Genomic DNA, 26,019 nt, shown 5'->3' on the forward strand with positions numbered 1-26,019 from the left:
GCGCGCTGGGGTGTGTCAGATGGGGAGCTTGCGGAAGATGGGGCGGGGCACGTGGCGGAGCGCTGAGAAGACGTAGCGCAACTGGCCAGGAACCCAGACCGTGGTGGAGCCCTTGCGGAGGCCCTTGATGATGCCGTCGGCGACGACGTCCGGGGTGGTGGCCATCGGACCGTCGGGCATGCCCTCGGTCATCTTCGTCTTCACGAAGCCGGGGCGGACCACCATGACGTGGACGCCCGTGCCGTGCACCTTGTCGGCGAGACCCTGCGCGAACGCGTCCAGGCCCGCCTTCGACGAGCCGTAGATGAAGTTCGCCTTGCGGGCGCGCTCCGCGGCGACCGAGGAGATCACCGCGAGCGAGCCGTGGCCCTGGCGCCGCAACGCCTTGACCGAGGCGAGGCCCGCCGAGACGCCGCCGACGTAGTTGACCTGCGCGACCTTCGCCGCCGCGACCGGGTCCTGCTCGTCGGCCTCCTGGTCGCCCAGCACGCCGAAGGCCAGCAGGACGACGTCGACGTCGCCGTCCGCGAAGACCCCGTCGATGGTCTTCTCGTGCGTGTCCGGCTCCGCCGCGTCGAACGCGACGACCTCGACGGCCGCACCGCGGCCGCGCAGGTCGTCCGCCGCCGCGTCGAGGGCGTCGGACGGACGTCCGGCCAGCACGACGCGGCGGACCCGCTCGGCGACCATCTTGCGGGCGGTGTGGAGCGCGATCTCGGACGTGCCGCCGAGGATGAGGAGAGACTGCGGTGCGCCCAAAGCGTCTTTCACCGTGTTTCCTTCTGAGTGGATGGCTTGCCGGTCCCGCCGTGCCAGGGCCCCGGTCCGGGGCCGCCGGTCAGGCGAGGCCGAGACGGCGGGCCTGGTCGGAGACGAAGACGCCGTCCGGGTCCACCTTGGCACGGACCGTGCGGAACTCTTCCAGGCGCGGGTACATCCGGGCCATGTCCGCGGGGTCCATCCGCGAGTCCTTCGCCAGGTACATGCGGCCGTCGTTGGACAGCACCAGCTCGTCGAGCTCGTGCAGCAGGCGGGACAGCCCGGGCGTGTTCGTCGGGAAGTCCAGCGTCAGCGTCCAGCCCGGCTTCGGGAACGACAGGTACCCGCGGTTCCCCGGGCCGAAGCGCTTGAGCACCGTCAGCGACGACGGCGCACCGGCCGCGCTGATCCTCTCGACCACCTGCCGCAGCGCCGCCTCGCGCTCGAACGGCACCACGAACTGGTACTGGAGGAACCCCGTCTTGCCGTACGCACGGTTCCACTCCTGGACCGCGTCCAGCGGGTGGAAGAACGCCGAGATGCTCTGGAGCTGCCCGACCTTGTGCTGCGGCGCCTTGCGGTACCACATCTCGTTGAACAGGCCCATGGTGAACTTGTTCGGCAGCCGACCCGGGACGATGTCCGGCACCGTCACCAGCGTCCCGCTCTTGAACCTGAGCGGGTTGGCGCGCTTCTTCGCCGGCAGGTCCTCCAGCTTGGCGAACTCGCCGCAGGTGAGCACCGACCGGCCCAGGTTGCGGCCCTTGGCGAGGCAGTCGAGCCACGCGACGGTGTACGCGTACTTCTCGTCGGTCTCGGCCATCAGCGCCATGATCTCGTCGAGGTCGCGCGTGCGGTCGGTGTCGACCGACACCAGCGACGTCTCGATCGGCGTCATGCGGACGACCGCCGACAACACGATGCCGGTCAGCCCCATGCCGCCCGCGGTGGCCCAGAACAGCTCCGGGTCGCCCTCCGGCGTCACGGTGCGCACGGTACCGTCGGCGAGCAGCAGGTCCATCGACAGCACGTGGTCGCAGAAGCTGCCGTGCGCGTGGTGGTTCTTGCCGTGCACGTCCGCGCCGATCGCGCCGCCGACGGTCACCTGCCGGGTGCCGGGGGTCACCGGCACGAAGAACCCGAACGGCACGAACAGTTCGATCAGCCGGTCGAGGCTCACGCCGGCCTCGACGGTGACGACGCCGTTCTCCAGGTCGGCGTCCAGCACGCGGTTCATCGACGTCATGTCGAGGACCAGCCCGCCGCCGTTCTGCGCCGGGTCGCCGTAACTGCGCCCGAGGCCGCGGGCGATGACGCCGCGGTCGGTGCGCCTGCGCAGCGCGTCCGCGACCTGCTCGCGCGTCATCGGGGTGACGACGTCGGCGGTGGTCGGAGCGGTGCGGCCCCAGCCGTTCAGCGACCTGCGCTTCGCGGCGGGGAAGAAGTCGGCCACGGGGCCGTCAGACATGGAAAACTCCCAGGACGAACATGAGCAGCCACGCGAACCCGAGTCCGACGATGACCTTGTCCTTGAGGACAACGTCCTCCGGCGCACCCGCGGTTCCCGCGTCGACGTAGACGGCGTAACGCAGCAGTACGAAGCCGAACGGCACCAGCGAGAGCTGCTGCCACGCCAGCGTCGCGTCGCCCTGCGGGATGTCGAACGCCCACAGGCTGTACGTCAGGACCGTGACGGCCACCGACATCTGCCACACGAAACGCAGGTACGTGATCGAGTAGTTCGCCAGCGAGGCGCGGGTCTTGGCCGCCTCCTCGCCCATCAGCACCATCTCGGAGTACCGCTTGCCCGCGACCATGAACAGCGAGCCGAAGCCCGCGGTCAGCAGGAACCAGCGGGACAGCGGGATGTCCGCCGCGACACCGCCGACCATCGCCCGGAACAGGAAGCCGGACGCGACCATCATCAGGTCCAGGACCTGGACGTGCTTGAACGCGAAGCTGTAGAGCATGTGCATCGCGATGTACAGGCCGACGATCAGCGCGGTGCCCCGGTTGCACAGGACCACCGACAGCACGATCGACGCCACCGCCAGCACCGGCCCGAGCACCCACGCGAGCTTGACCGGCACCACACCCGAGGCGATCGGCCGGTACCGCTTCTTCGGGTGCTGGCGGTCCGACTCGACGTCGAACGCGTCGTTGACGTAGTAGATCGACGACGCCGCGATGCAGAAGATCGCGAAGATGTAGAGGCACTGCCGCATGACGTCCCACTCGTCGATGCGGCCGGCCGCCAGCGGCGCCGCGAAGACGAGGACGTTCTTGACCCACTGCTTGGGCCGCGCGAGCTTGACGAGCCCGCCCAGCAGGCCGCCTCTGGGAGGCCGCGGCGGGTCGGCCGGGTCGGCCGCGGCCTTCGGCGACGCTTCGATCTCGGACGTGCTCACGTCTTCAGATCCCCTTCGGTACGGAACTGGCGCGCTTGGACCAGGACCGACCCAGATGCGCGGCGGCGGCCCCCATGGCCGCGCCGCCGATCACGTCGGTCGGGTAGTGGACGCCTACGACTAGCCGCGAGAAGCCCATCGCGACCGCGGTCGGCACGGTCACCCGGGCCGGAACCAGGCCGCGGAACGCAACCACGGAGGCCGCGGCGGACACGGAGTGGGAGGACGGGAAGCTGTGCCGCCCCGCGGTGCGGACCAGCGGCAGCATGTCCTCGAACGCGGGCCGCGGACGCCGGACGACGCGTTTGAGCGCCATGCTGGCCGCGTGCGCGGTCGCGATGGTGGCGGTGGCCCGCAGCCACTGCGCCCGCCGGTCCTTGTCGACGGCTGCGCCGACGAGGCCGGTGGCCAGGAACACGCCGCCGTGCTCCCCGGCGAAGGAAAGGGCCTTGCTCGCCCGCTGGATCACCGGATGACCGGTCCGCCCGCGTACACCTCTGTACAGGGCCACGTCGGTTCCCGTGACGATGCCGAATACCTGCCCGGTGGCCGGAAACCCACCAGAGGCCATACGAACCCTCATTCCCACACGTCGCGTCGGCACCGGAATCCACGCCCCCGAACGTGTCATCCGTCGGTCGTCGGTCCCGGCCCGGTCACCGCATGCGCGCTCGCATCCCGAGGCGGGAGGGAAAACGCGGCAGCAGGCGCCAAAGGCCCTAGCGTACGCGAAGGGTCGCCGTCGGCTCTTCCCGACGGCGCGCCGCCCACGCACGCCGCGGCTCCTGCGGCGACCCCCCGGAGCGTGTTGTCTTCGCAGGTCAGAGCATGTCCGAACAGGTACGGGACGGGTGATCACTCTGTGCTTTCGTGACAGAACTGTGGCATTACCCTGCCGAAAGACGATCCACTGTTCACCAGTCCTTTTACCTTCGCGCCGCCCCCCGGATTCAGCGCAGCGGCACGGGCGAGAACGCGCCCGCGACCAGCCGCGCGGGCGCGCCGCTCCCGTCCGCCGGGACCGACCACACATCCGTCGCCGAGCCGGTCCCGGTCGGCAGGTCGTAGGCCACGGTGCGGTCGTCCAGCCAAATCGCCTGGTCGTCCACACTGCGGGCCTCGGCGAGCTCGGTCTCGGCGCCGGTGGCCAGGTCGAGGACGTACAGCCGCCACGGTTTGCGGGCGTCGTCGGACACCTTCTTCTTGAACACCAACCGCGTGTTGTCCGGAGACAGGGACGGGCACTCCACGTTCTCCCGCAGCACCGTCATCGTGCGGGCCCGGAGGTCGCCGCGGACCAGGTACGTCCGGGCGGGGCTGAAAGTCGACATCGTCGCGTAGAAGACGTTGTCGTCGGCCGTGAAGGTGACGCCCCAGAAGTTCCGGTCGGGGGTGCGCACGTCCTTGCCGTCGCGCGTGACGGTGAAGTCCTCCAGAGACTCCACGACCGCACCGGTGTGAGTGTCGAGGACGGAGGTGCGGGTCGAGAAGGACGATCCGGCGTACGAGTCGCCGTACACGAACACCGTCCACGAGGCCATGCGCCCGGACGCGGAGAGCCGCGCCCGGTTCGGCGTGCCGGACAGTTCGACGCGGCGCGTCTCGCGGAGCCGGTCGTCGAGCACGAGGGCGTAATTGCGGGAGATGACCCCGCGGTCGACGACCAGGCACAGCGCGGTGCCGGCCGCGGCGTACACGCGCTCGCACGTACGGTCGCCGACCAGCCGCGGGCCGCCGGGGTCGGCGGCCGGGACGGTGGCCAAGTGGCCGTAGCCGGGGCCGGATTCGGTGCTGCGGAACAGCAGGCGCGGCGGTCCGGCGAGCGTTATCGGCGTGGCCCCGGGGGCGGTGCCGGAGCCGCCGTACTTCTTGTCGTCCTCGCGCTCGACCGCGTGCAGGGTGTACGCCACGCCCACGCCCGCGAGCACCACCAGCGCCAGCACGAAAGCGAGGATGCGGCGGCGGGTGAAAACCGCGCCCACGGGCGCGTCGTCGATCACCTGTTCGGAATCCGACCCGCCGTCCCGGTCCTGTTCAACGTCCACGTACGCGCGCCCCTCCCAGCACCACCGCACTCACCCCCAGCGCGACGGCCAGCGCCGCGCCCGACCACACCACCGCCCGTTCGGGCCCCCACTGCGTCCACGCCCACCCGAACGCCACCGACGACACGAACCGCCCGGCCGCCTGCCCGGTCTGCAACACCGCGAGCCCGCTGGTACGGAGCTCGGCCGGGAGACCGGCGCCGGCCGCGGCCATCAGGATGCCGTCGGTCATCGCGTAGAACACCCCGTGCAGCGCCAGTGTGCCGACCAGCAGCGCCGCACCGCCGAACGGCCCGGCCAGCAGCACGTACACCGCACCGAGAGCGAGATGCCCCGCGAGGAACACCCGCCGCCGCCCCACCCCGTCCGCGACCCGCCCGACCGGGATGGCGAGCAGCAGGTACACCCCGGCGGTGCCGAGCGGCAGCAGCGGGAACCAGTGCGCCTTGATGTCCAGTTCGCGTTGCAGGACCAGGTAGATGAACGCGTCGCTCACCGTCGCCACCCCGAGCAGCGCCGCACACAGGCACAGCCTGCGGAACGGCACGTCGCGCAGCAGCCCCACCCCCGCCCGCCACGACGCCGCCCGCGGCCTGCCGGTTCCGGCCGGCGGGCCGGGGCGGTCGCGGACGAACAGCAGCAGCATCAGCAGTCCGACCGTGCCGATGCAGGAACTGACCACGAACACCGCGTCGTACGCCGTCGCCACCACGGAAAGGATCATGAACGCCAGCAGCGGCCCTAGGAACGCCCCGGCCGTGTCCAGCGCGCGGTGCACGCCGAAAGCCCGGCCCTGCGCCTCCGGCGTGCTCGACAACGAGATCAACGCGTCACGCGGCGCGGTACGGAGGCCCTTGCCGGCCCGGTCCACCGCCAGCAGCGTGCCGACGCCGGACACCGAGGCGCCGACCACCGGAAACCCGAGCTTGCTGACGGCCGAGAGCCCGTACCCGACCGAGGCAACTTTCTTGCGCGCCGAGAACCGGTCGGCGATGTGCCCGCCGACCAGCCGCAGGAAGACCGTCACGCCGGAGTACAGCCCGTCCAGGAACCCGAACTGCAATATGGACAGCCCGAGTCCGGCAACCAAATAGACAGGCATGACCGCCGTGACCATCTCCGACGATATGTCGGTGACCAGACTGACCATGCCCAACGCCACGACGTTCGCCGTGACCGCACCACGCGCCACCCGGGAGCGACCGCCCCCCACCCCGGTGGCGGTGTCCTGACTGCGGCTGGAAGACAGGTACACGCCGCAGGGCCCCTCTCACCCGCCCGCGTTCCGACCCAAAGCCCGAACCTCCCCAAACCCTAGCCCCGCCCACCCCCTCCCCAAGCCAATCCGCAGAACCCCCCACCCAACCGGCCCCACAATCACCCCCGCCAAGGCGTGAACCCACACAACGCCCCGCCGCACGCGGGAGCGGGAGCGGGAGCGGGAGCGGGAGAACCTGCCTCGCCTGCGGACCGCTCGGCCGGCAGTAGGCGGAGCGCGCAGGCGAGTTAAGGGAAGGAGCGCGGAGGCGGGGCGCGGGAGCGGGAGCCGCAGGGTGCGCGGACAGGCAAATGCGCCCTGGCCTGTTGACCCGCTCGACCCGCACGGCGGGCAAAGCGCACGAGCCGACTGCTCGTGCGCGCCCCGCGCCGCAGGTCGGCCGAGCCCGCGGCTCGTGACCGCAAGGCTTGCGACACGTGGACCGGCGTCCGGGCCGTCGCCACCAACGCAGCCGCACCGCACCGGCTTCCGACACCGCGTGCGTCCGGGCGCGTCCCGACAGGTTCCAGCGTGTGGGGTCCACCCGACCGCCCCGCCCGCAACCAACCACCGCGCGCCGCACCGGAATTCCGCTGTCGCGTACGTCTCGACCCGTTCCGGCACGGGCCTTTCCCGCCGACCAACCCGCCGACCAACCCGCCGACCAACCCGCCGACCAACCCGCCGACCAACCCGCCGACCAACCCGCCGACTGGGCGGTTTCGGCAACCGTGGTGGGGGGCTTGATAGCTCGAACGGGTGGCGTTTGGTGGCGTTTGGTGTAGTGGCGGTGTCCTCGGGGGCAGAAAACTCGCGGGGGACGGCAGAAGGCCCCGCCTCGGGGGCGGGGCCTTCTGGGTGGTGCTGGGGCGTCAGGTCAGAGCGTCAGCTCTGGCCGCCGGCCAGCTTCTCGCGGAGCGCGGCAAGCGCCTCGTCCGAGGCGAGCGCGCCGCCGCCGGCCGGGGCCTCGGCCGGGGCCGAGGAGTACGAGCCGCCGCCGCCACCGGCGCCGCCGCTCTCGACAGCCGCCTCGGCCTCGGCCTCGCGGGCCTTGACGACCTGCTGCTGGTGCGACTCGAAGCGCGTCTGGGCCTCGGCGTACTGCCGCTCCCACTCCTCGCGCTGCTTGTCGTAGCCCTCGAGCCAGTCGTTGGTCTCCGGGTCGAAGCCCTCGGGGTAGATGTAGTTGCCCGCGTCGTCGTAGGTCGCGGCCATGCCGTAGAGGGTCGGGTCGAACTCGGCCTCGGCCGGGTCCGCACCGAAGGCCTCGTTGGCCTGCTTCAGCGAGAGGCTGATGCGGCGGCGCTCCAGGTCGATGTCGATGACCTTGACGAAGATCTCGTCGCCGACCTGGACGACCTGCTCCGGGATCTCCACGTGGCGCTCGGCCAGCTCGGAGATGTGCACCAGGCCCTCGATGCCCTCGTCGACGCGCACGAACGCACCGAACGGAACGAGCTTGGTGACCTTGCCCGGAACGACCTGCCCGATCTGGTGGGTACGGGCGAACTGCTGCCACGGGTCTTCCTGGGTCGCCTTCAGCGACAGGGAGACGCGCTCGCGGTCCATGTCGACGTCCAGGACCTCGACCGTGACCTCCTGGCCGACCTCGACGACCTCGGACGGGTGGTCGATGTGCTTCCAGGACAGCTCGGAGACGTGCACCAGGCCGTCGACGCCGCCCAGGTCCACGAACGCACCGAAGTTGACGATCGAGGAGACGACGCCGGTGCGGACCTGACCCTTCTGGAGGGTCGTGAGGAACGTCTGGCGCACCTCGGACTGGGTCTGCTCCAGCCACGCGCGGCGGGACAGGACCACGTTGTTGCGGTTCTTGTCCAGCTCGATGATCTTCGCCTCGAGCTCCTTGCCGACGTACGGCTGGAGGTCGCGGACCCGGCGCATCTCGACGAGCGAAGCGGGGAGGAAGCCGCGGAGGCCGATGTCGAGGATGAGACCACCCTTGACGACCTCGATGACGGTACCGGTAACGATGCCGTCCTCTTCCTTGATCTTCTCGATCGTGCCCCACGCGCGCTCGTACTGCGCACGCTTCTTCGAGAGGATCAGGCGGCCTTCCTTGTCCTCCTTCTGGAGAACCAGGGCCTCGATGTTGTCGCCGACTGCGACGACCTCGTGCGGGTCCACATCATGCTTGATGGACAGCTCGCGGGAGGGGATGACGCCTTCGGTCTTGTAACCGATGTCGAGCAGGACCTCGTCCCGGTCGACCTTGACGATCACGCCATCCACGATGTCGCCGTCGTTGAAGTACTTGATCGTCTCATCGATCGCGGCGAGGAATTCTTCCTCGGAACCGATGTCGTTGACCGCCACCTGCGGGGTGGTTCGAGTGGCCTCGGTGCTGCTCGTCATGTGGGAAAGGGCTCCGGTACGGACAGAAGTCGTCGGTAAAACCACGCTCCAGGACCCGGTTTCGCCCTGTCGGACTCTGACAGCCAATGAAGATGACCGAAATGGAACGACAAAGGTGAGCGCGACCTGCTCCGTCTGAGTTCACGCAGGCCCGCGGCGCAACTTGCAGCATACGGGGCCCTTCAGGCGCGGTCAACGCGCAGGGGTCACGGGCGGGCAGGCGCCACCACGCGCCCGTACGGAGGCCCGGCGTCCCACCGTGACTCATTCCCGCACGCGCGCACGATAACGTACGCCGATCCCGAACAACAGCGCGTGAGGCAATTCATATGAACGTTGCCGGGGAGCACCCCACGGCCGAACACCCGGGCGAGGCCGCCGAGTCCGACCCGGCGGAGACCGCGTCGTACCCTGCGGGCGTCGGGCGGCGCGACGTCGGCTCGGCGGAGAGCGTACGCGCGGGCCGGACCTGGTGGGACGCCAATGCCGACGAGTACCAGGCCGAGCACGGCGACTTCCTGGGCGACACCCGCTTCGTCTGGGGCCCCGAGGGGCTGGACGAGGAACAGGCCCGCCTGCTCGGCGACGTCGCGGGCAGGACCGTCCTGGAGATCGGCTCGGGCGCGGGGCAGTGCGCGCGCAGCCTCCTCGCGCGCGGCGCCCGCCCCGTCGCCTTGGACCTGTCGTACCGCCAGCTCCAGCACTCGCGGCGGATCGACGCCGCACACGGCGTGCACGTGCCGGTCGTGCAGGCGGACGCCGCCGCGCTGCCGTTCGCGGACGCCGCCTTCGACCTGGCCTTCACCGCGTACGGCGCCCTCGCGTTCAGCCCGGAAGGCGCGGCCATCATGCGCGAGGTGCACCGCGTCCTGAAGCCGGGCGGCAGGTGGGTCTTCTCGCTGACGCATCCGATCCGGTGGGCGTTCCCCGACGACCCCGGCGAGGAGGGGCTGACGGCGACGCACTCCTACTTCGACACAACTCCATATGTGGAGCAGGACGAAGAGGGCCACGCGACATACGTCGAGCACCACAGAACCCTGGGGATGCGGGTGCGCGAGGTCGCCTCCGCCGGATTCCGCATCGTCGACCTGGTCGAGCCCGAGTGGCCGGACGATCTGGCGCAGGTGTGGGGCGGCTGGAGCCCGACGCGCGGCCGCCGCATCCCCGGCACCGCGATCTTCGTCTGCGACCGCGACTGAACAGCGCGCGAACGACCGGGCGCGACCATATACGCCCGCCCGACAAGGCGGGGGCCCGCCTCCCGGTCACCCGGGAAGCGGGCCCCGCCTTTGTGAGGTACAGCCCTACAGGCGCGCGGACCGGCTCAGACCGCAGGAGGCGGGCCGGGCGGCCGTTCCGGGTACGCGGTCGCGGGCGTCTTGCCGTTGCTCGCCGGAACCGGGGCCTCCGCCGCGATCTCCGCCGAACCGGACACCGGGATCCGCGGCAGCACAGCCGTCGGCGCGGCCGCGGGCGCCGCGGCGGTCCGCGCGGGCGGGGCGGGTGCGGCGGCGGGAGCCGGCGACTCGACCGGGCCCGCCGAGGCCGCAGTGCCGTCCGCCGGGTCGTCGGGCGTACCCGGTCCGCGGCGCCGGGCCCCGGGCGGGGCCTTCGGCCCTCGGTTGGCCAGGTACTGGAGGAGCAGCGAGGCGAGCAGCAGTACGACGCCGACGATCACCAGGCCCAGCGGAATGCGGTCGTGGATGAGCAGCATCTGCGAGCGCTGCTCCTTGGCGTCCGCGATCAGCTTGTTGGACCACTCGGGCTTCATCTTCACATGTCCGTCGAACACGACGATCTTGTTCGGGTTGGCCGGGTCGTCCTCGTTCGGCGAGCGCATCTCCTCCTTGTGGATCTCCTCCGCGTACACCGGCGCCCCGGTCACCGGCTCGACCCAGAACTTGCGCACGGTGGTGTACCACCGCTCCATGCCGCCCGCCTCGATGTCCTTCGGGTTCAGGCCGCCGGGGAGCTGGCTGGGGATCGGCACCTTGGTCCACGGCACGGTCTGCTCGAAGAGGTAGACGTCGAGGCCGTTGAAGTTCTCGGTGCGCTTGTAGTCGATCGTGGCGGCGGTCTGCGCCTGCGCGTCGTAGTAGTTGTAGCCGCGCTTCTGGGTGAAGAAGGGCCACTTGTACTGGATGCCGGTGTGCGCGACGGGCTTGTTGTCGATGTGCTCGCCGCAGCAGTTCTCCGGGGTCTGGCCGACCGCGTCGAAGACGTAGCGCTCGGGGATACGGGTGACGACCTTGCCCTCGCTGTCGACCATGGAGACGTTCGTGTCCCACACGACCGTCTGGCCGTCGGACGCCTCGGGGTCGGGTCTGACCGTCTGGATGATCGTGGCGGTCGCGTTGCCCGGGCCTTTCGGGTCACCGAAGAGCGTCGCGTTCTGGGCCTCAAGGACCGTCACCTTGTACGCCTGGTCGCTCTTCAGCGCCTTCGCGACCAGGCGCGGGAAGGCGTACTCGCGGATCAGCGGGGCGAGTGCCACGCAAAACACCGCCAGTGCCAGAAGGACCAGGCTGGACCTACGACGCATCGAGAATGTCCCCTTGCCGATGGAGCGAGATACAGATTTGCGTTCATGCGGGTGATGCGGGACGTACTGGACCTGCGGGTGAAGCCGGGCAACTGCCTTGTGCGGCAGGCCTCAGGGCTTCGCGGGCACCTGGGTCACCTCAAGCGGCTTGTCGATGGCCTTGGGCTCGGGAACCGCAAAGGTGGCCAGCGAGTAGGCCACTCCCACGGCGAGCAGCAGGCCGACGACGACCGCGGCGAAGGCACGCATCAAGAACTCTCCTTTGCGCTCACGGATACCGCACGCTAGCAAGGAAGGAACAGAATGAGAACACGTTACAGATTTCTCGCGAACATTCGCTGTTGCGACCGTACGTTTGGCATTGCACAACGTCATCATCTGCACGTTCACCGATACCGAAACTCCCCCTCCGCGCCACGCGCGAAGGGGGAGGAACGAGAACGTGTTTCTGTTATTGCGGTGGTACGGGGGTTCAGCCTGCCGGTGCGCTCGGTGTTTTCGTCGACGCCTTGGTGGTCGTCGCGGGTGCCTTGGAGGCGGACTTGGACGGCGTCGGCGACTTCGACGCGGACGGCGCCGGGGGCTTGGAGCTGGTGGCGGGCTGCTGCGGCGGCGGAACGCTGACGGGCCGCACCCCCTGCCGGTAGAAGACCGTCCACGCCTTGACCGAACGCACGTACTCCGGCGACTGGTTGTAGCTGAAGATCGCCTTGTCCAGCCCCGCCTCCGTGGACAGGTCCCGGTCCCCCGCGCACAGGTAGCGCGCGGCGGTCAGGGTCGCGTCGTAGACGTTCTGCGGGTCCTTCTTCCCGTCCTTGTTGCCGTCCATCGCGTACGCCTTCCACGACGTCGGGATGAACTGCATCGGCCCGACCGCGCGGTCGAACTCGGTGTCGAAGTCCAGCACGCCCTTGTCGGTGTCGCGGATCGCCTTGGTCGACCGCGTACCGTCCAGACGCGGGCCCAGGATCGGCGTCAGCGCGGTACCGGTGGTGCTCACCTGGCCGCCGTTCGCGTGCCCGGACTCCACGCGGCCGATCGCCGCCAGGAGTTCCCACGGCAGGCGGCACTTGGGGTCGGCCTTCGCGGTGTACTCGGCGGCCTGCTTGTACGCCGACAGCACGAGCTGCGGAATCCCGTTCGAGCCGGTCACCCCCGACGCGGGCGTCTGGGACTGCGGGGGCGGCAGCGTGAACGGCGCCCCCGACGACGCGGGCACGGACGCGGACGGCGGCACACTCACGCCCGGCGCGGCCGCCGGGAGCAGCGGCGGCAGTTCGAGGCTCGCGGGCAGCCCGCCGTTGACCGGACCGCTGTCCTGGTCCGGCTCGGGGTCGGACATACGGGGCACGTCCGAGACGGGTACGCGCTCCGCGGTGGCGATCGTGAACGGGTTCTCCACCGCGGCCGCACCGGCGAGCAGCAGCGCGACGACCGCCGCGCCGCCGAGCCACGGGTTGATGAACCGGCGCCGCGCGGGGACCGTCTCCTTCGCCCCACCGTCAGCCTCGGACTCGTTCTCGGCCTCGATGGGAGCCTCTGCCGCGTTTTCCGCGGGCTTGTCGGCGAGTTCCCGGGGGCGCTCGCCGAGCGAGGCCACCCACGAGTCGAGGTCGGCGCCCTTGGCCCCGGACTGCCCGACGGGCTTGAGAAGGGCCGTGTCGGGCCCTCCGGCGGGCTCGACGGGGCTGAGGAGGGCGGTGTCGGGGTCCGCCGCCGCGGGGCCGTCCGCGGGGCCTTCAGGCACCTCGTCGGATGCGCCGGAGGCATCCGCCACCGCCGGGGATATCGCCACAACATCCGCTACAGGGACGTCACTTGGCGATTCCGCGTCGGTGTCGGCGGCGGCCTCGCCCGTAGTTTGACCAACGGCCTCGTCCGACGCCTCACCCGCGGCCTCATCGGCGTACGCACGCACGGTCTCGTCCGTGTTCGCGTCGACTGCCCCGCTTGCGGTGTCGCCCACAGGGTGGTCCGTGGGGTCGTCCGCAGGCTCGTCGGCCGTCTCGTCGGCGACCGCAGTAACGGCCGAGTCCCCACCCTCGTCCGCCGCCTCGTCGTCCGAGACCGCGACCCACGCCGCGACCAGCGACTTGAGCCGCGCGTCCGACGCCGCGTCGGTCGTCCCTTCGGGCGAGGGCGTCGGCGCGGGCAGGACAGGGGCCTCGGAAGCCTCTACGTCCGCCTCCGCCGCGGACTCGTCCCCCCGCCGCCGAGGCAACGGCGGGCTCTCGGGCGCGGATTCCGACGCGGCGACCGCCGCGCCGCCCTCCGACTCTTCCGGCTCGTCCGGTGCGACCGGCTCGGCAGTCGGCTCGGCGACCGACTCCGGCTCAGGTTCCTGTCTCGGCTTCGGCGCCACGACCGAAATCGTGGTCAGGTTGCGCGTCCAGTCCCCGTCGGACTGCACCGGGACCGGCCGGGCCCCGGCGCCCTCGGACGCCGGCGATGCCGACGCTTCACTCGTGACCCCTGGCTCTTGCGGTATCTCCGGATCCCGCGGACCGGGCCCCTGTTCGGCCTCGTCCACGAACCGCCCCCTTCGCCTGGCTGCATGTCGGCGCGCCGGCCCCCGTGGACCGGGTCGGGCCGAACCGGCGGGGCGACGAGCGGACATGAACCTACGTCAGGTTCCGTCGCCGCTCTACCCCCTCGGCGGCATATGTCATGGTTCCGTCCGTTTATCAGTGCACCGCGAACACGCCGACACGTGTCACCACTCCGGCACACGATCACCCCCGCGCACCGAACGACGAGAACCCGCGCACCAACCCGCGCCGCGAAACCGCAACACCCGCAAACCCGCACAGCCAACCTGACCGACACAGCCAGCCAACGCCGTCAACCAACCCGGCGCGCGAAGCCCCCTATCCAAGGACCCCGCGCGCCGGAAGCACCACCGCGCTCAGTGCCCCGCGTCCTCCCACGTCGCCCCGAAGCCCACCGACACGTCCAGCGGCGCCCGCAGCGGATATGCCCCCGCCATCTCCCGGCGCACCAGTTCCTCAACCGCGGCCCGCTCCCCCGGCGCGATCTCCAGCACGAGTTCGTCGTGGACCTGGAGCAGTATCCGCGACGCGAACTCCCCGTCCCGCAGCGCCTTGTCGACACCCAGCATGGCGACCTTGACGATGTCCGCCGCCGACCCCTGGATCGGCGCGTTCAACGCCATGCGCTCCGCCATCTCACGGCGCTGCCGGTTGTCGCTCGTCAGGTCCGGCAGGTAGCGGCGGCGGCCGAACACCGTCTCGGTGTAGCCCGTCTGCCGCGCCTCGTCCACCACCGCGCGCAGGTAGTCCCGCACGCCGCCGAAGCGCTCGAAGTACGTCGCCATCAGCTTGCGGGCCTCCTCCGGCGTGATGTCGAGCTGCTGCGACAGCCCGAACGCCGAGAGCCCGTACGCCAGTCCGTACGACATCGCCTTGATCTTGCGGCGCATCTCCGCGTCCACCGCGCTCGTCGGCACCCCGAACACCGCCGACGCCACGGTGTTGTGCAGGTCCTCGCCGGACGTGAACGCCTCGATCAGCGCCTCGTCGCCCGACAGGTGCGCCATGATGCGCAGCTCGATCTGGCTGTAGTCCGCGGTCAGCAGCCCCTCGAACCCTTCACCGACCACGAACGAGCGCCGGATCAGGCGGCCTTCGTCGGTGCGGATCGGGATGTTCTGGAGGTTCGGGTCGGACGACGACAGCCGCCCCGTCGCCGCCACCGTCTGGTGGAACGTCGTGTGGATGCGCCCGTCGTCGGTGACCGTCTTGACCAGGCCCTCGACGGTCACCTTCAGCTTGGTCTGGTCGCGGTGCCGCAGCAGCGCGGTCAGCAGGTCCTGCGCGGGCGCCGGGATGCCGGGCTGGGTGGCGAGCCACACCAGCGCGTCCGCGTCCGTCGTGTACCCGGTCTTGATCTTCTTCGTCTTGGGGAGGTTCATCTCCCCGAACAGGATCTCCTGGAGCTGCTTGGGCGATCCGAGGTTGAACTCCCGCCCGACCGCCTCGTGCGCCAGCTCGGTGGCCTGCTTGACCGCCGCCCCGAACTGCGCCTCCAGCTTGTCCAGGTAGTCGCGGTCCGCCGCGATGCCCACCCGTTCCATGCGGGCCAGCACCGTCATCAGCGGAAGCTCCATGTCGCGCAGCAGCTTGAGTGCGCCCCGGCTCTCCAACTGCTCGTCGAGTGCGTCCGCGACCTCGACCACCGCGTGCGCGGCGAGCATCAGCGCCTCGCCCTTCGCGGTGTCCTCCTCGTCCTCACCCGACATGTCCAGCGACAACTGCCCGTTGGCGGTGGCCTCGTCGACCTTCAGCTCGCGGCCGAGGAACCGGTGCGTCAGCGTCTCCAGCGCGAACGACCGCTGGCCGGGCAGCACCAGGTACGCCCCGAGCGCGGTGTCCGAGGTGACCCCCGCCAGCTCCCACCCCTGCGCGCGCAGCGCCAGCATCGGCCCCTTGGCGTCGTGCACCGCCTTCGCGCGGTCCGGGTCCGCCAGCCACGCCGCCAGCGCCGCGTCGTCCGCCTCGTCCAGCACCAGCGGGTCGAGGTACGCCGCCGAGCCGTCCGCGCCGGCGAGCGCCAGGCCGGTCACCGCGCCGGTGCCGCGCCCCCACGTACCCTCGACCGCGAGGCCGGTGCGCCCGGCCCCCGAGGCGTGCTCGGCAAGCCAGTCCGCGACCGCGCCGGTCTCCAGGACCGCGGCCTCCAGCGTGAAGCCGTCCTCGACGGCGACCTCCTCGCCGCCCTGCGCGGCCGCCGCGCCCGGGTCCACCGCCCACAGCCGGTCGCGGAAGTTGTCGTTGCGGAACTCCAGGGAGTCCAGCACCCGTTCCACCGCCGACCGGTCGAACGCCTTGCGCTCCAGGTCGTCCGGCTCGACCTCGACCGGCACGTCGCGGACCAGCTCGGTCAGTTCACGGTTGAGGCGCACCGCCTCCAGGTGGTCGCGCAGGTTCTGCCCGGCCTTGCCCTTGACCTCGTCGGCCCGCTCGACCAGCTCCTGGAACGAGCCGAACTCGCGGATCCACTTCGCCGCCGTCTTCTCGCCCACGCCCGGAATGCCCGGCAGATTGTCGGACGGGTCGCCGCGCAGCGCCGCGAAGTCCGGGTACTGCTGCGGGGTGAGCTGGTACTTCTCCTCCACCGCGTCCGGTGTGAACCGGTGCAGCTTGCTGACCCCCATCATCGGGTACAGCACCGTGATGTCCGGCGTCACCAGTTGCAGCGAGTCACGGTCGCCGGTGAGGATCAGCACCTCGAAGCCCTCGTCGGCGGCGCGCGTCGACACCGTCGCGATGACGTCGTCCGCCTCGAAGCCCTCGACCCGCATCGTGCGGATGCCCATGGCCTCCAGCACCTCGACGATCAGCTCGACCTGCCCCTTGAACTCGTCCGGCGTGGCCGAGCGGTTCGCCTTGTAGTCCGGGAAGCGCTCGGTGCGGAACGACTGGCGGGACACGTCGAAGGCCACGCCGAGGTGCGTCGGCGCCTCGTCGCGCAGCACGTTCGCCAGCATCGACGTGAACCCGTACACCGCCTGCGTCGGCTGCCCGGTGGCCGTCGACATCGCGGCCTCCTTGAGCGCGTAGAAAGCGCGGTAGGCCAACGAGTGCCCGTCGAGCAGCAGCAGCCGCGGCCGGGAGGCGGAGGCGGAACGGACAGGGGCCTGGGGTGCGTCGGTGGAAGCCACGAACAGATCCTAGGCTGGGTGGCCGACACATCCGGTCATGTCACTCCACTCGCGTGGTCGAACCGTGGCCGCACGACCGCCCCACCCGCACCACCAGGAGCAGCACATGACCGGCACCCCCGACCCCACGCCCGCCGCGGAACGGGACCGCGGCGCCGCGTACCCCGACCTCGACTTCCCGATGCCCGTCGACGACCTCACCAAGGTCTTCGGCAACCCGCGCGCGACCGAGACGCTGGGCGGCCGGATGGGCATCGTGATCCACGAGGCGTCCGCGCAGCGGCTGGTCGGGACGATGCCGGTCGAGGGCAACATGCAGCCGTACGGCCTGCTGCACGGCGGCGCCTCCTGCGTGCTCGCCGAAACACTCGGCTCCATCGGCGCCGCGATCCACGCCGGTCCCGACGCGCTCACCGTGGGTATCGAGATCAACGCCACGCACCACCGCTCCGCGACGTCCGGCCTGGTGACCGGCGTCGCCACGCCGCTGCACCTCGGGCGCACGCTGGCGACGTACGAGATCGTCCTCACCGACGAGGACGGCACGCGCGTGTGCACCGCCCGGTTGAGCTGCATGATCCGCCGCGAGCGCTGACCGGCGCCGACCCGCGCGAACGCGCTGACACCGCCGCGCGCGGCCCGTAGCGTACTGCCGACGCACCCGGCCGACGGCGTGCGCACGGGGAGGTGCCGCGATGGGCGAGGAGACCGACGACAGAACCGCCGACACCAGCACAGGCGACACCGGCACAGCCGACATCGGCTCATCCGACGGCGGCACGAGGGACGACGGCGCGCACGCCGACGCGAGCCCCGAGCCCGCACCGCCCTCCGGCAGACCGCGCCGCCGACTCCTCGCGGCGACCGCCGCGCTCGGCCTACTCGCCGGAGCCGCCACCGCGGCCGGGGTCGCCGCCGCCACCTGGCCCGACCACAAGTCCGAAGTGCCGTACGTCTACAAGGGCGACGCGGTCGTCGACTCCGCGCCCGTACGCACCGGCTTCCTCGAAGTACGCGTCACCGCCTACCACTGCGGCATGGCCTTCACCACCGGCACGCACGCCGAGTACTACGCCCGCGGGCAGATCTGCCGGGTCGGCGTACGCCTCGACAACCAGCAGTTGGTCACCGCCAACATCGACAGCCGCATCCAGAAGATCGTGCTGGACGACGGCTCCGAACTCACCCCCGACGACGTCGTCATGCAGATCAAACGGCAGCAGCAGGTGCAGCAGATGGGCGCCCGCAACATCGTCGTGCTCAGCTACTGGTTCGACATCCCGCGCGACCGCCGGCCGGTCGCGGTCCGGGTACGCGCGACCGAGGAGTCCGTCCCCGCCGAGATCGCGCTGCCCGCGCACACCTGGGAGACCCAGTAGCCCGCCAGACCCGGCAGCCACACGGCGACCACACGGCGAAGGGTGCCCCGGAAACCAACTCCGAGGCACCCCAAGCCACTTCACAACACGCGAAGCGTCAGCCGCCGGCCCCCTCGCCCAGGTACGCCTCGCGCACCCGCGGATCCGCCAGCAGGTCCCGCGCCGGACCGCCCAGCAGCACCGTCCCGGTCTCCAGGACGTACGCCCGGTCCGACAGCGCCAGCGCCTGCGCCGCGTTCTGCTCCACCAGCAGCACCGTCGTGCCCTGCGCGTTGATCTCCTGGATGATCGCGAAAATCTGCGCGACGATCAGCGGCGCCAGGCCCATCGACGGCTCGTCCAGCAGCAGCAGCCGAGGACGCCCCATCAGCGCACGGCCGATCGCGAGCATCTGCTGCTCGCCGCCCGACAGCGTGCCCGCGAACTGCGAACGCCGCTCGCGCAGCCGGGGGAACAGGTCGAAGACCCGGTCCATGTCCTCCTTGGGCACCGACTTGAAGCGGTACGCGCCCATCTCCAGGTTCTCCACGACCGTCATGGTCGGGAACACCCGGCGCCCCTCCGGCGACTGCCCGATGCCCAGGCTGACCACATGGTGCGCCGGAACACCGTCGATGCGCTCGCCCTCGAACAGGATCTCCCCGGCCCGCGGCTTCAGCAGCCCCGAAATGGTGCGCAGCGTCGTGGTCTTGCCCGCGCCGTTGGCACCCAGCAGCGTGACGATCTCGCCGTCCCGCACCGTCACGTCGATGCCCTTGATCGCCTTGATGGCGCCGTAGGACACCTCCAGACCGCGCAGTTCGAGCAGCGCCGCGGTCTCCTGGCCCTTCGCCAGGGTCGGTTTCCCGGTCACGTCGGGAGCCTCTGTCGTGCTCATCGCTCCTCCTCGCCGCCGACCGCACCGGCCGCCTCACCCTCGTCCGCGGCGCCCGCGGGCTCGGCGGCAGGCGCCGGGACGCCACCGCCCGCCGCGTCGGCACCGGCGCCGGACGCGTCCCCGTCCAACACCTCCGCGGCCATCTCGGCCCCCAAGTAGGCCTCCACGACCGCGCGGTCGCGCTGCACCTCGGACGGCGTGCCCGAGGCGATGACCTTGCCGAAGTTCAGCACCGTGACACGGTCCGCCACGGACATCACCAGCCGCATGTCGTGCTCGATCAGCAGCACGCTGATGTTCAGCTCGCGGTTGATGTGCTTGATCAGCTCGGCGAGTTCGATCTTCTCGGTCGGGTTGGTGCCGGCCGCCGGCTCGTCCAGCAGCAGCACCTGCGGGTCGGTGGCCAGCGCCCGGGCGATCTCCAGCCTGCGCTGGTCGCCGTAACTCAACGACGAGGCAAGCTCGTTGATCTTGTCGCCGAGGCCGACGAACTCCATCAGCTCGTGCGCTCGCCGGTCGCTCTCCCGCTCGTAGCGGCGGGCGTGCGGCAGGCCCAGCATGATGCCGACCGGACCCGACTTCTGCCGGGTCTCCGCCGCGATCTTGACGTTCTCCAGCGCGGTCAGCGCCGCGAACAGCCGGATGTTCTGGAACGTCCGGGCCAGACCGAGCCGGTTCACCACATGGGTCTTGCGGCCCAGCAGCGAATGCCGGCTCCCGTCCGCCGAGTTCAGCGTGACCTGCCCCTCCTGCGGGACGTACACGCCGGTCAGCGAGTTGAACAGCGACGTCTTGCCGGCCCCGTTCGGACCGATCACCGCCAGGATCTCCCCGCGGCGCAGCGTCAGCCCCACGTCCGACAGGCAGACCAGGCCGCCGAAGCGCAGCGTCAGCCCCTGGACCGCGATCACCGCGTCGGAGACCGCGCCGCCGACGGCCGCCTCCTTCGTCACGGTCGTGCTCATCCCATCCTCCCGCCGACCGGTTCGGTCATCGCGTCCGCGTCCCCGATGCCCTGCTTGGCAAGTGTCAGCTCACGCTTGCGCCGTCGGGAAGGGATGAGGCCCTGCGGCCGGTAGATCATCATGATCACCAGCAGCGCGCCCAGGTACATGTAGCGGTCCTTGGGGTCCACGAACTCCTTGAGCCGCTGCGGCAGCCAGGCGAGGAACGCGGTGCCCACGATGACACCCCAGATCGAGCCCATGCCGCCGAAGATCACGTACGCGATCACCAGAACCGAGCTGAGCAGGATGAACGACTCCGGCGAGATGAACGTCTGCTTCGACGCGTAGATCACCCCGGCGATGCCGGACGTCGAAGCGCCGATCGCGAACGCCATCAGCTTGAACTTGACGGTGTTGACGCCGTTTGCCGCGGCGGCCACCTCGTCCTCGCGGATCGCCGTCCACGCGCGGCCGATCCGCGAGTGCTCCAGCCGCCGGAAGGTGAAGACCAGGACCGCCGCGAACGCGAGGATCAGCCACCAGTACTGCTTGGGGTTCAGACCCCACGTGTAGTCCCAGAAGCCGAGGTCGAGTTCGAAGCCCGGAATGCCGGTCGCGCCACGCGGACCGTTGGTGATGTCGTCCTTGTTCTTCGCGATCAGGTAGATGATCTCGTGGAAGCCCAGCGTCACGATCGCCAGGTAGTCGCCGCGCAGCCGCAGCGTCGGCGCGCCGAGCAGCACACCCGCGATCAGACACGTGAGCACCGCGACCGGGATCACCAGGAACGGCGTGAGCTCGAACGGCGGATCGACCGGCAGCGCACCGGTCCAGTACGCCGCGCTGTACGCGCCGATCGCGAAGAACGCGATGAAGCCCAGGTCCAGCAGACCGGCCCAGCCGACCACCACGTTCAGGCCGATCGCCAGGAGGACGTAGACCGCCACCTCGCCGACCAGCACCTGGTTCCAGTACGTGCTGACCATCTCCGGCAGCGCGACCAGCAGCACCGCGATGCCGACGCCGAGCGGCCACTTGACCCGCCGGTCCGACGTCACCTGGCGCACCGCCGAACCGGCGCCCGTCGCAGCGGACTTGCCCTGGTCGACGTACGGCTTCACGTACACCCAGCCGAACTCGGCGAACGCCCAGACGCCCACCATGACCGCGATCCACACGATCAGCGAGACCGGCTCCTTGTACACCGCCTCCAGCGCGAGGAACACGTCGCTCGCACTGCCCTGGGGGCCGAACATCACATCGAGGACGACGGCCGCGAACACCAGGCCCATCAGCCGGGCCCAGCGCGGCTGTTGGTACCACTTGCCCTTGCGCAGGGCCGCGATCCGGCGGGCGGTCTCGGTGACCGGCTGCCGGTCGAGAGTCTTGACGGCACTCATGCCGACCTCCCCAGACGTTCACCCATGATGCCCGTCGGGCGGAACATGAGCACCAGGATCAGCACCGCGAACGCGCTGACGTAGCGCCACTCCTCGCCGAACCACCAGCCGGAGAAGTTCTCCACGATGCCGAGCAGCATGCCGCCGACCATGGCGCCGCGGATGTTGCCGATACCGCCGACGACCGCGGCGGCGAACGCGGTGATGCCGGGCAGGAAGCCCATCGTGTAGGACACCTGCGAGTTGAGCCCGAACAGGAAGCCGGCCGCGCCGCCCATCAGACCACCGACGAGGAACGTGCGCGAGATGACCTTGTCGATGTCGACGCCCATGAGGCTGGCCGTCTCCGCATCCTGCGCGACGGCGCGGATTCCCGCACCCATCTTGGTGCGGTTCACCAGCAGGTCGAGGCCGATCATCATGGCGATCGCGGAGCCCAGGATGAGCAGTTGGAGCACGGTGACCTGGGTACCGAAGACCGAGAAGACCTTCTTGTTCGTGAAGATCTCCGGAAGCGCCTTCGGGTCGCGCCCGAAGAGCTTTCCGGCGAGGTTCTGGAGGAAGAACGACGCACCGATCGCACTGATGAGGAACGCGAGACGAGGTGCGTTCCGCTTTCTCAACGGCCTGTAGGCCGCTTTTTCGAGGGCGAACGCGGTTCCGGCGCCGGCCAGTCCTGCGGCAAGCAGGCCGACGGCGACGAGGACGACGGACATGGCGCCCGTCGGGTCGGACGCGTCGATGCCGGTGAGCACCAACAGCGCCGCGAACCCGCCCATCATGAAGACTTCGCTGTGCGCGAAGTTGATGAGCTGGAGCACGCCGTAGACCAGCGTGTATCCGATCGCGATGACGGCGTACAGCGCGCCGAGCGCGATCCCCGGGATGAGGTAGTCCCAGAACTCGTTGAGGTTCATTGGCAAGGCTTCCTGAGGCGAGGGAGAGCGCAGGCGGGGGCGTCGTCGCACGGCTCACCGCATGGGCGCGGGGGGGGGGGGGGGGGGGGGGGGGGGGGGGAGGGGGGAGGGGNATTGGCAAGGCTTCCTGAGGCGAGGGAGAGCGCAGGCGGGGGCGTCGTCGCACGGCTCACCGCATGGGCGCGGGGTCCGGGTCGAAGGATCTGACCCGGACCCCGCGGACCATCACGGTGCGTCGGCGATGCCGCGCCTCGTCAGCTCTTGGCCAGCTCTTCGATGTTGCCGAGGTAGCCGATCTTCCCGGCCTTGACCTCGTACAGGTAGATGCCCTTGCCGGCGAACTCGCCCTTCTCGTCGAAGCTGAAGGTCTTGGTCAGACCCTTGTACGACGCCTTCCGGAGGGTGTTCAGCATCAGCTCGCGGGTGATCTTGGTGCCCGCCTCGTCGAGCTTCTTGATCTCCTGGATCACCATGTTCGTCAGGTCGTAGGACTCGGCCGAGTAGGTGCTCGGCGCCTCCTTGAACTGCGCGGAGTACGCGGCGGCGAAGTCCTTGGTGGTGGCCTCGACGTTGGCGTCGGTGCAGGGGCAGGTCAGCAGCCAATTGTTGGCGGCGTCGCCGGCCAGCTCGATGAACTTCTCGTCCTTGGTGCCGTCACCGGAGATCATCGGGATCGTGACGCCCTGCTCCTTCAGCTTCTTCGCGAAGGGCGCGGCGTCCTGGTAGTAGCCGGCGTAGATCATGCCGTCCGCACCGGAGTTCTTCACCGTGGTGGCGGCCGAGGTGTAGTCCGGGGTGCCCTTCGGCACGGCCTCGCTGATCACCTCGACGCCGGCCTTGGTCAGCTCGGTCTTGGCGACGTCCGAGAGGCCCACGCCGTACTCGGTCTTGTCGTTGACGATCAGGACCTTCTTGAGCTTCAGCTTCTGCGCGTAGTACGTCGCCATGCCGCTGCCCTGCGCGAAGTCGTTGGGCACGCCGCGGAGCAGCGAAGTGAAACCGTTGCTCGGGTCGGTCAGCGTCGGGTTGGTCGCCGACGGCGAGACCGTGGCGAGCTTGGCCGCCGCGTACAGCTGGCCGGACGCCTTGGTCGGACCCGAGAAGGCGGGGCCGATGACCGCGATGACCTCGCTCTTGTCGATGAGGTTCTGGGCGGCGGAGGCGGCCTTCGTCTCCGAGGCCTCGTCGTCCGACTTGGTCAGCTTGATCTTGAACGGCACGTTCGGCTGGTTGTTCCACTGGAGCACCGCGAGATCCGCGCCGTTGGCCTCGTTGATGCCGAGTTGCGCGTTCTCACCGGACAGGCCCGCCTGGAACCCGATGGTGTAGGTCTTGCCGCCGTCACCCGAGTCTTCGTCGTCGTCACTGCCGCAGGCACTCAGCACCAGTGCCGATGCCACCACTGGCAGCGCGATTTTGATCATGCTTCGCTTCAGCACAGCCCAACCCCTTGAGTGTTCTGACGGGAACCGAAATAACCCGAAACGATCGGGTGACCGCGGCGTTTGTGCGCGGTGCGCCGAAATGTAGCTCTCGGAAAGCCGGGCGCGGGAGTCCACGGGATGAGATGTGATGCTGCCGTAATCAAACGTCACCGCAGGGAAACCGGAACCTCAGAGGAAGCTCAGATGCTCGCCAAACCGGTGCCGCTTCTGCTAAAGAAGAACAAAGTCGCCCCGATCAGTACAGATCGGGGCGACTTTTAGGGTCTACGCGCGAAAAACGGGGCCTACTCCCCCACTTCGCCTCCGGACACCACGACCTCCGCCACGGCGCGCATCGACAGCCTGCGGTCCATCGAGGTCTTCTGGATCCACCGGAAGGCCTCAGGTTCGGACAGCCCGTACCGCTCCTGGAGCACCGACTTCGCCCGATCGACGAGTTTGCGGGTCTCCAGACGCTGCGTCAGGTCCTCGACCTCGCGTTCCAGGGCGGAGAGTTCGGTAAACCTCGAAACCGCCATCTCGATTGCCGGAACAAGGTCGCCCTTGGTGAACGGCTTCACCAGATACGCCATCGCCCCCGCGTCCCGCGCCCGCTCCACCAATTCGCGCTGCGAGAACGCGGTCAGCATCAGCACCGGCGCCATCCGCGCCGCGGCGATCTGCTCCGCCGCGGAGATCCCGTCCAGGATCGGCATCTTCACATCCAGGATCACCAGGTCCGGCCGGTGCTCCTCCACCAACCGCACCGCCGCCGCCCCGTCCCCGGCCTCACCGATGACGCGATAGCCCTCCTCCTCCAGCATCTCCTTCAGATCCAACCGGATCAGCGCCTCATCCTCGGCAATCACCACACGGATGACGGAGTCGCCGGTCGTCTCCTCGTGCTGGCTGGCGGCTGACGTCACGTCACTCCTCGGTTGGGGCGATACCTGAAGGCAGAAGGGTACCGAGACGCGGTAGGCTGAGCGTCGCTCGGTCCGGGCGGCGCACCGGAAAAAGTGCCAAATCGGACAAAGTAGCCGGAATGGTGGAATAGGCAGACACGATGCCCTCAAAAGGCATTGTCCGAAAGGGCGTGCGGGTTCGAGTCCCGCTTCCGGCACCCAACACTGCGCCATCCGAGTGAATCCCTCGTGATTCTCCGGACGCACGTTCGATAAATGCCGAGCCTTGGGCCATGGGAATCTCACACCCGCCCGAGGTCCGGCACCGCGCGATCGCGCTTGTCCGATCCGGGCACACCAACCGCGAAGTCGCCCACGAGCTCGGCATCTCCCACGGCACCATCGGCTACTGGGTCCACATGGACCGGGCCCGCCTGGGCGAGTTGCCCGGCCGTGGCTCGAAAAACTGCTTCCGATGCCACCCCCGCCCGGTGGCCCGAGAGGCGTACACCTACCTGCTAGGTCTTTACCTCGGCGACGGCCACATCGTGAAGCACGCCAGGTCGTACAGCCTGTCGATCTACTGCGGTGACGCCTGGCCCGGCCTGATCGAGGACGCGCAATACGCCGTCGACACGGTGCTCCCAGGGGCACAGGCCAACCGCGTCCAACGGCAGGGATGCACCGAAGTCAAGCGCTACTCGCAGCACTGGCCGTGCATGTTCCCCCAACACGGCCCGGGGATGAAGCACACCCGCAAGATCGAACTAGCCGACTGGCAAGCGGAGTTGGTTCAGGAGGAGCCCTGGCCCTTCGTCCGCGGCCTGATCCACTCGGATGGCTGCCGTCACACCAACTGGACCACTCGCAAAGTCGGCGGCGAGATCAAGCGCTACGAGTACCCGCGCTACATGTTCTGCAACGTATCCACCGACATCAAAAGGCTGTTCACCGACACCCTCGACCAAGTCGGTGTCGAGTGGCGCGTTGCCAATTCCAAGAACATCTCGATAGCCAAGCGGGATTCGGTCGCGCTGATGGACCTCCACGTCGGCCCCAAGTACTGAGACGGCCGGGGGGCGGGACCATGGGTCCCGGC

21 protein-coding genes and 1 tRNA gene are annotated in these 26,019 nt (G+C 69.7%); 5 read left to right on the forward strand and 17 right to left on the reverse strand.

Translation table 11 applies throughout. The annotated features are described in order from the left end of the window. Positions 1-15: 15 nt before the first annotated feature. The 7 genes from ACRX5S_RS17070 to rpsA all read right to left on the reverse strand — a co-directional run bounded on the left by ACRX5S_RS17070 (position 16) and on the right by rpsA (position 8,846). Entirely contained in the window at positions 16-771 is a 756-nt protein-coding gene (locus ACRX5S_RS17070; RefSeq protein ID WP_436773790.1) for a decaprenylphospho-beta-D-erythro-pentofuranosid-2-ulose 2-reductase, read from the reverse strand. Positions 772-838: 67 nt separating this feature from the next. Continuing rightward, on the reverse strand, positions 839-2,227 hold the full coding sequence (locus ACRX5S_RS17075; protein WP_436773791.1) for an FAD-binding protein: 1,389 nt from the start codon (positions 2,225-2,227) through the stop codon (positions 839-841). Beyond that, complete coding sequence (locus ACRX5S_RS17080) at positions 2,220-3,167, reverse strand: decaprenyl-phosphate phosphoribosyltransferase (protein ID WP_436773792.1); 948 nt, start codon at positions 3,165-3,167, stop codon at positions 2,220-2,222. The genes ACRX5S_RS17075 and ACRX5S_RS17080 overlap by 8 nt, the downstream gene beginning before the upstream one ends. A 4-nt stretch (positions 3,168-3,171) precedes the next feature. After that, on the reverse strand, positions 3,172-3,678 hold the full coding sequence (locus ACRX5S_RS17085) for a phosphatase PAP2 family protein (RefSeq protein WP_436773793.1): 507 nt from the start codon (positions 3,676-3,678) through the stop codon (positions 3,172-3,174). 439 nt (positions 3,679-4,117) lie between these two features. Then, the gene (locus ACRX5S_RS17090; protein WP_436773794.1) at positions 4,118-5,212 is read right to left on the reverse strand and encodes a TolB family protein; all 1,095 of its coding nucleotides are present in this window, start codon (positions 5,210-5,212) and stop codon (positions 4,118-4,120) included. Beyond that, the gene (locus ACRX5S_RS17095; RefSeq protein WP_436774050.1) at positions 5,202-6,362 is read right to left on the reverse strand and encodes an MFS transporter; all 1,161 of its coding nucleotides are present in this window, start codon (positions 6,360-6,362) and stop codon (positions 5,202-5,204) included. Before ACRX5S_RS17095 ends, ACRX5S_RS17090 begins: the two co-directional genes overlap by 11 nt. A gap of 993 nt (positions 6,363-7,355) precedes the next feature. Continuing rightward, on the reverse strand, positions 7,356-8,846 hold the full coding sequence (gene rpsA, locus ACRX5S_RS17100) for a 30S ribosomal protein S1 (RefSeq protein WP_436773795.1): 1,491 nt from the start codon (positions 8,844-8,846) through the stop codon (positions 7,356-7,358). A gap of 329 nt (positions 8,847-9,175) precedes the next feature. Here rpsA and ACRX5S_RS17105 point away from each other — a divergent pair, with 329 nt between their 5' ends. Next, positions 9,176-10,048, forward strand: coding sequence for a class I SAM-dependent methyltransferase (locus tag ACRX5S_RS17105; protein WP_436773796.1), 873 nt, complete (start codon positions 9,176-9,178; stop codon positions 10,046-10,048). A 125-nt stretch (positions 10,049-10,173) separates the two neighbouring features. On the opposite strand, the gene ACRX5S_RS17110 is transcribed toward ACRX5S_RS17105, so the two are convergent. The 4 genes from ACRX5S_RS17110 to polA all read right to left on the reverse strand — a co-directional run bounded on the left by ACRX5S_RS17110 (position 10,174) and on the right by polA (position 17,071). Beyond that, positions 10,174-11,391 (reverse strand): DUF3068 domain-containing protein, encoded by a 1,218-nt coding sequence (locus tag ACRX5S_RS17110; protein ID WP_436773797.1) that lies wholly within the window; start codon positions 11,389-11,391, stop codon positions 10,174-10,176. A gap of 111 nt (positions 11,392-11,502) precedes the next feature. Further along, entirely contained in the window at positions 11,503-11,640 is a 138-nt protein-coding gene (locus tag ACRX5S_RS17115) for a hypothetical protein (RefSeq protein ID WP_436773798.1), read from the reverse strand. 223 nt (positions 11,641-11,863) lie between these two features. Then, the gene (locus tag ACRX5S_RS17120) at positions 11,864-13,753 is read right to left on the reverse strand and encodes a lytic murein transglycosylase (RefSeq protein WP_436773799.1); all 1,890 of its coding nucleotides are present in this window, start codon (positions 13,751-13,753) and stop codon (positions 11,864-11,866) included. Between the two features lie 543 nt (positions 13,754-14,296). Continuing rightward, positions 14,297-17,071: a DNA polymerase I gene (gene polA / locus ACRX5S_RS17125; protein WP_436773800.1), complete on the reverse strand. Its 2,775-nt coding sequence runs from the start codon at positions 17,069-17,071 to the stop codon at positions 14,297-14,299. Positions 17,072-17,252: 181 nt separating this feature from the next. Between polA and ACRX5S_RS17130 the strand changes: the two genes are divergently transcribed. Together ACRX5S_RS17130 and ACRX5S_RS17135 are read left to right on the forward strand one after the other, a co-directional pair. Next, the gene (locus ACRX5S_RS17130) at positions 17,253-17,666 is read left to right on the forward strand and encodes a hotdog fold thioesterase (protein ID WP_436774051.1); all 414 of its coding nucleotides are present in this window, start codon (positions 17,253-17,255) and stop codon (positions 17,664-17,666) included. 100 nt (positions 17,667-17,766) lie between these two features. Next, positions 17,767-18,450: a hypothetical protein gene (locus ACRX5S_RS17135; protein WP_436773801.1), complete on the forward strand. Its 684-nt coding sequence runs from the start codon at positions 17,767-17,769 to the stop codon at positions 18,448-18,450. A 97-nt stretch (positions 18,451-18,547) separates the two neighbouring features. Here the strand turns inward: ACRX5S_RS17135 and ACRX5S_RS17140 are convergent, their stop codons facing one another. From ACRX5S_RS17140 to ACRX5S_RS17165, 6 genes are all read right to left on the reverse strand, one after another. Then, positions 18,548-19,327: an ABC transporter ATP-binding protein gene (locus ACRX5S_RS17140; RefSeq protein ID WP_436773802.1), complete on the reverse strand. Its 780-nt coding sequence runs from the start codon at positions 19,325-19,327 to the stop codon at positions 18,548-18,550. Further along, positions 19,324-20,292, reverse strand: coding sequence for an ABC transporter ATP-binding protein (locus ACRX5S_RS17145; protein ID WP_436773803.1), 969 nt, complete (start codon positions 20,290-20,292; stop codon positions 19,324-19,326). Before ACRX5S_RS17145 ends, ACRX5S_RS17140 begins: the two co-directional genes overlap by 4 nt. Further along, complete coding sequence (locus tag ACRX5S_RS17150; RefSeq protein ID WP_436773804.1) at positions 20,289-21,674, reverse strand: branched-chain amino acid ABC transporter permease; 1,386 nt, start codon at positions 21,672-21,674, stop codon at positions 20,289-20,291. The genes ACRX5S_RS17145 and ACRX5S_RS17150 overlap by 4 nt, the downstream gene beginning before the upstream one ends. Then, the gene (locus ACRX5S_RS17155) at positions 21,671-22,591 is read right to left on the reverse strand and encodes a branched-chain amino acid ABC transporter permease (RefSeq protein WP_436773805.1); all 921 of its coding nucleotides are present in this window, start codon (positions 22,589-22,591) and stop codon (positions 21,671-21,673) included. Before ACRX5S_RS17155 ends, ACRX5S_RS17150 begins: the two co-directional genes overlap by 4 nt. 254 nt (positions 22,592-22,845) lie before the next feature. Continuing rightward, positions 22,846-24,030 carry a branched-chain amino acid ABC transporter substrate-binding protein gene (locus ACRX5S_RS17160; protein WP_436773806.1) on the reverse strand — a complete coding sequence of 395 codons (1,185 nt, stop codon included), beginning with the start codon at positions 24,028-24,030 and terminating at the stop codon, positions 22,846-22,848. A 290-nt stretch (positions 24,031-24,320) separates the two neighbouring features. Then, positions 24,321-24,941: an ANTAR domain-containing response regulator gene (locus ACRX5S_RS17165; RefSeq protein ID WP_436773807.1), complete on the reverse strand. Its 621-nt coding sequence runs from the start codon at positions 24,939-24,941 to the stop codon at positions 24,321-24,323. Between the two features lie 113 nt (positions 24,942-25,054). On the opposite strand from ACRX5S_RS17165, the gene ACRX5S_RS17170 reads away from it, so the two are divergent. Both ACRX5S_RS17170 and ACRX5S_RS17175 read left to right on the forward strand, forming a co-directional pair. After that, positions 25,055-25,138: transfer RNA gene (locus ACRX5S_RS17170), tRNA-Leu, on the forward strand. A 75-nt stretch (positions 25,139-25,213) separates the two neighbouring features. Further along, positions 25,214-25,987 carry a transposase gene (locus tag ACRX5S_RS17175; protein ID WP_436773808.1) on the forward strand — a complete coding sequence of 258 codons (774 nt, stop codon included), beginning with the start codon at positions 25,214-25,216 and terminating at the stop codon, positions 25,985-25,987. The last annotated feature ends 32 nt before the right edge of the window (positions 25,988-26,019 follow it).

Source organism: Yinghuangia sp. YIM S09857 (assembly GCF_051388915.1).
Lineage (GTDB): Bacteria > Actinomycetota > Actinomycetes > Streptomycetales > Streptomycetaceae > Yinghuangia.

Bases quoted from the DNA above. Each gene is read 5' to 3' on its own strand.
- ACRX5S_RS17110 (WP_436773797.1), bottom strand. From the start codon at position 11,391: ATGCGTCGTAGGTCCAGCCTGGTCCTTCTGGCACTGGCGGTGTTTTGC.
- ACRX5S_RS17155 (WP_436773805.1), bottom strand. From the start codon at position 22,591: ATGAACCTCAACGAGTTCTGGGACTACCTCATCCCGGGGATCGCGCTC.
- ACRX5S_RS17075 (WP_436773791.1), bottom strand. From the start codon at position 2,227: ATGTCTGACGGCCCCGTGGCCGACTTCTTCCCCGCCGCGAAGCGCAGG.
- rpsA (WP_436773795.1), bottom strand. From the start codon at position 8,846: ATGACGAGCAGCACCGAGGCCACTCGAACCACCCCGCAGGTGGCGGTC.
- ACRX5S_RS17105 (WP_436773796.1), top strand. From the start codon at position 9,176: ATGAACGTTGCCGGGGAGCACCCCACGGCCGAACACCCGGGCGAGGCC.
- ACRX5S_RS17140 (WP_436773802.1), bottom strand. From the start codon at position 19,327: ATGAGCACGACAGAGGCTCCCGACGTGACCGGGAAACCGACCCTGGCG.
- ACRX5S_RS17095 (WP_436774050.1), bottom strand. From the start codon at position 6,362: ATGGTCAGTCTGGTCACCGACATATCGTCGGAGATGGTCACGGCGGTC.
- ACRX5S_RS17150 (WP_436773804.1), bottom strand. From the start codon at position 21,674: ATGAGTGCCGTCAAGACTCTCGACCGGCAGCCGGTCACCGAGACCGCC.
- ACRX5S_RS17175 (WP_436773808.1), top strand. From the start codon at position 25,214: ATGGGAATCTCACACCCGCCCGAGGTCCGGCACCGCGCGATCGCGCTT.
- ACRX5S_RS17130 (WP_436774051.1), top strand. From the start codon at position 17,253: ATGCCCGTCGACGACCTCACCAAGGTCTTCGGCAACCCGCGCGCGACC.
- ACRX5S_RS17145 (WP_436773803.1), bottom strand. From the start codon at position 20,292: ATGAGCACGACCGTGACGAAGGAGGCGGCCGTCGGCGGCGCGGTCTCC.
- ACRX5S_RS17135 (WP_436773801.1), top strand. From the start codon at position 17,767: ATGGGCGAGGAGACCGACGACAGAACCGCCGACACCAGCACAGGCGAC.
- ACRX5S_RS17115 (WP_436773798.1), bottom strand. From the start codon at position 11,640: ATGCGTGCCTTCGCCGCGGTCGTCGTCGGCCTGCTGCTCGCCGTGGGA.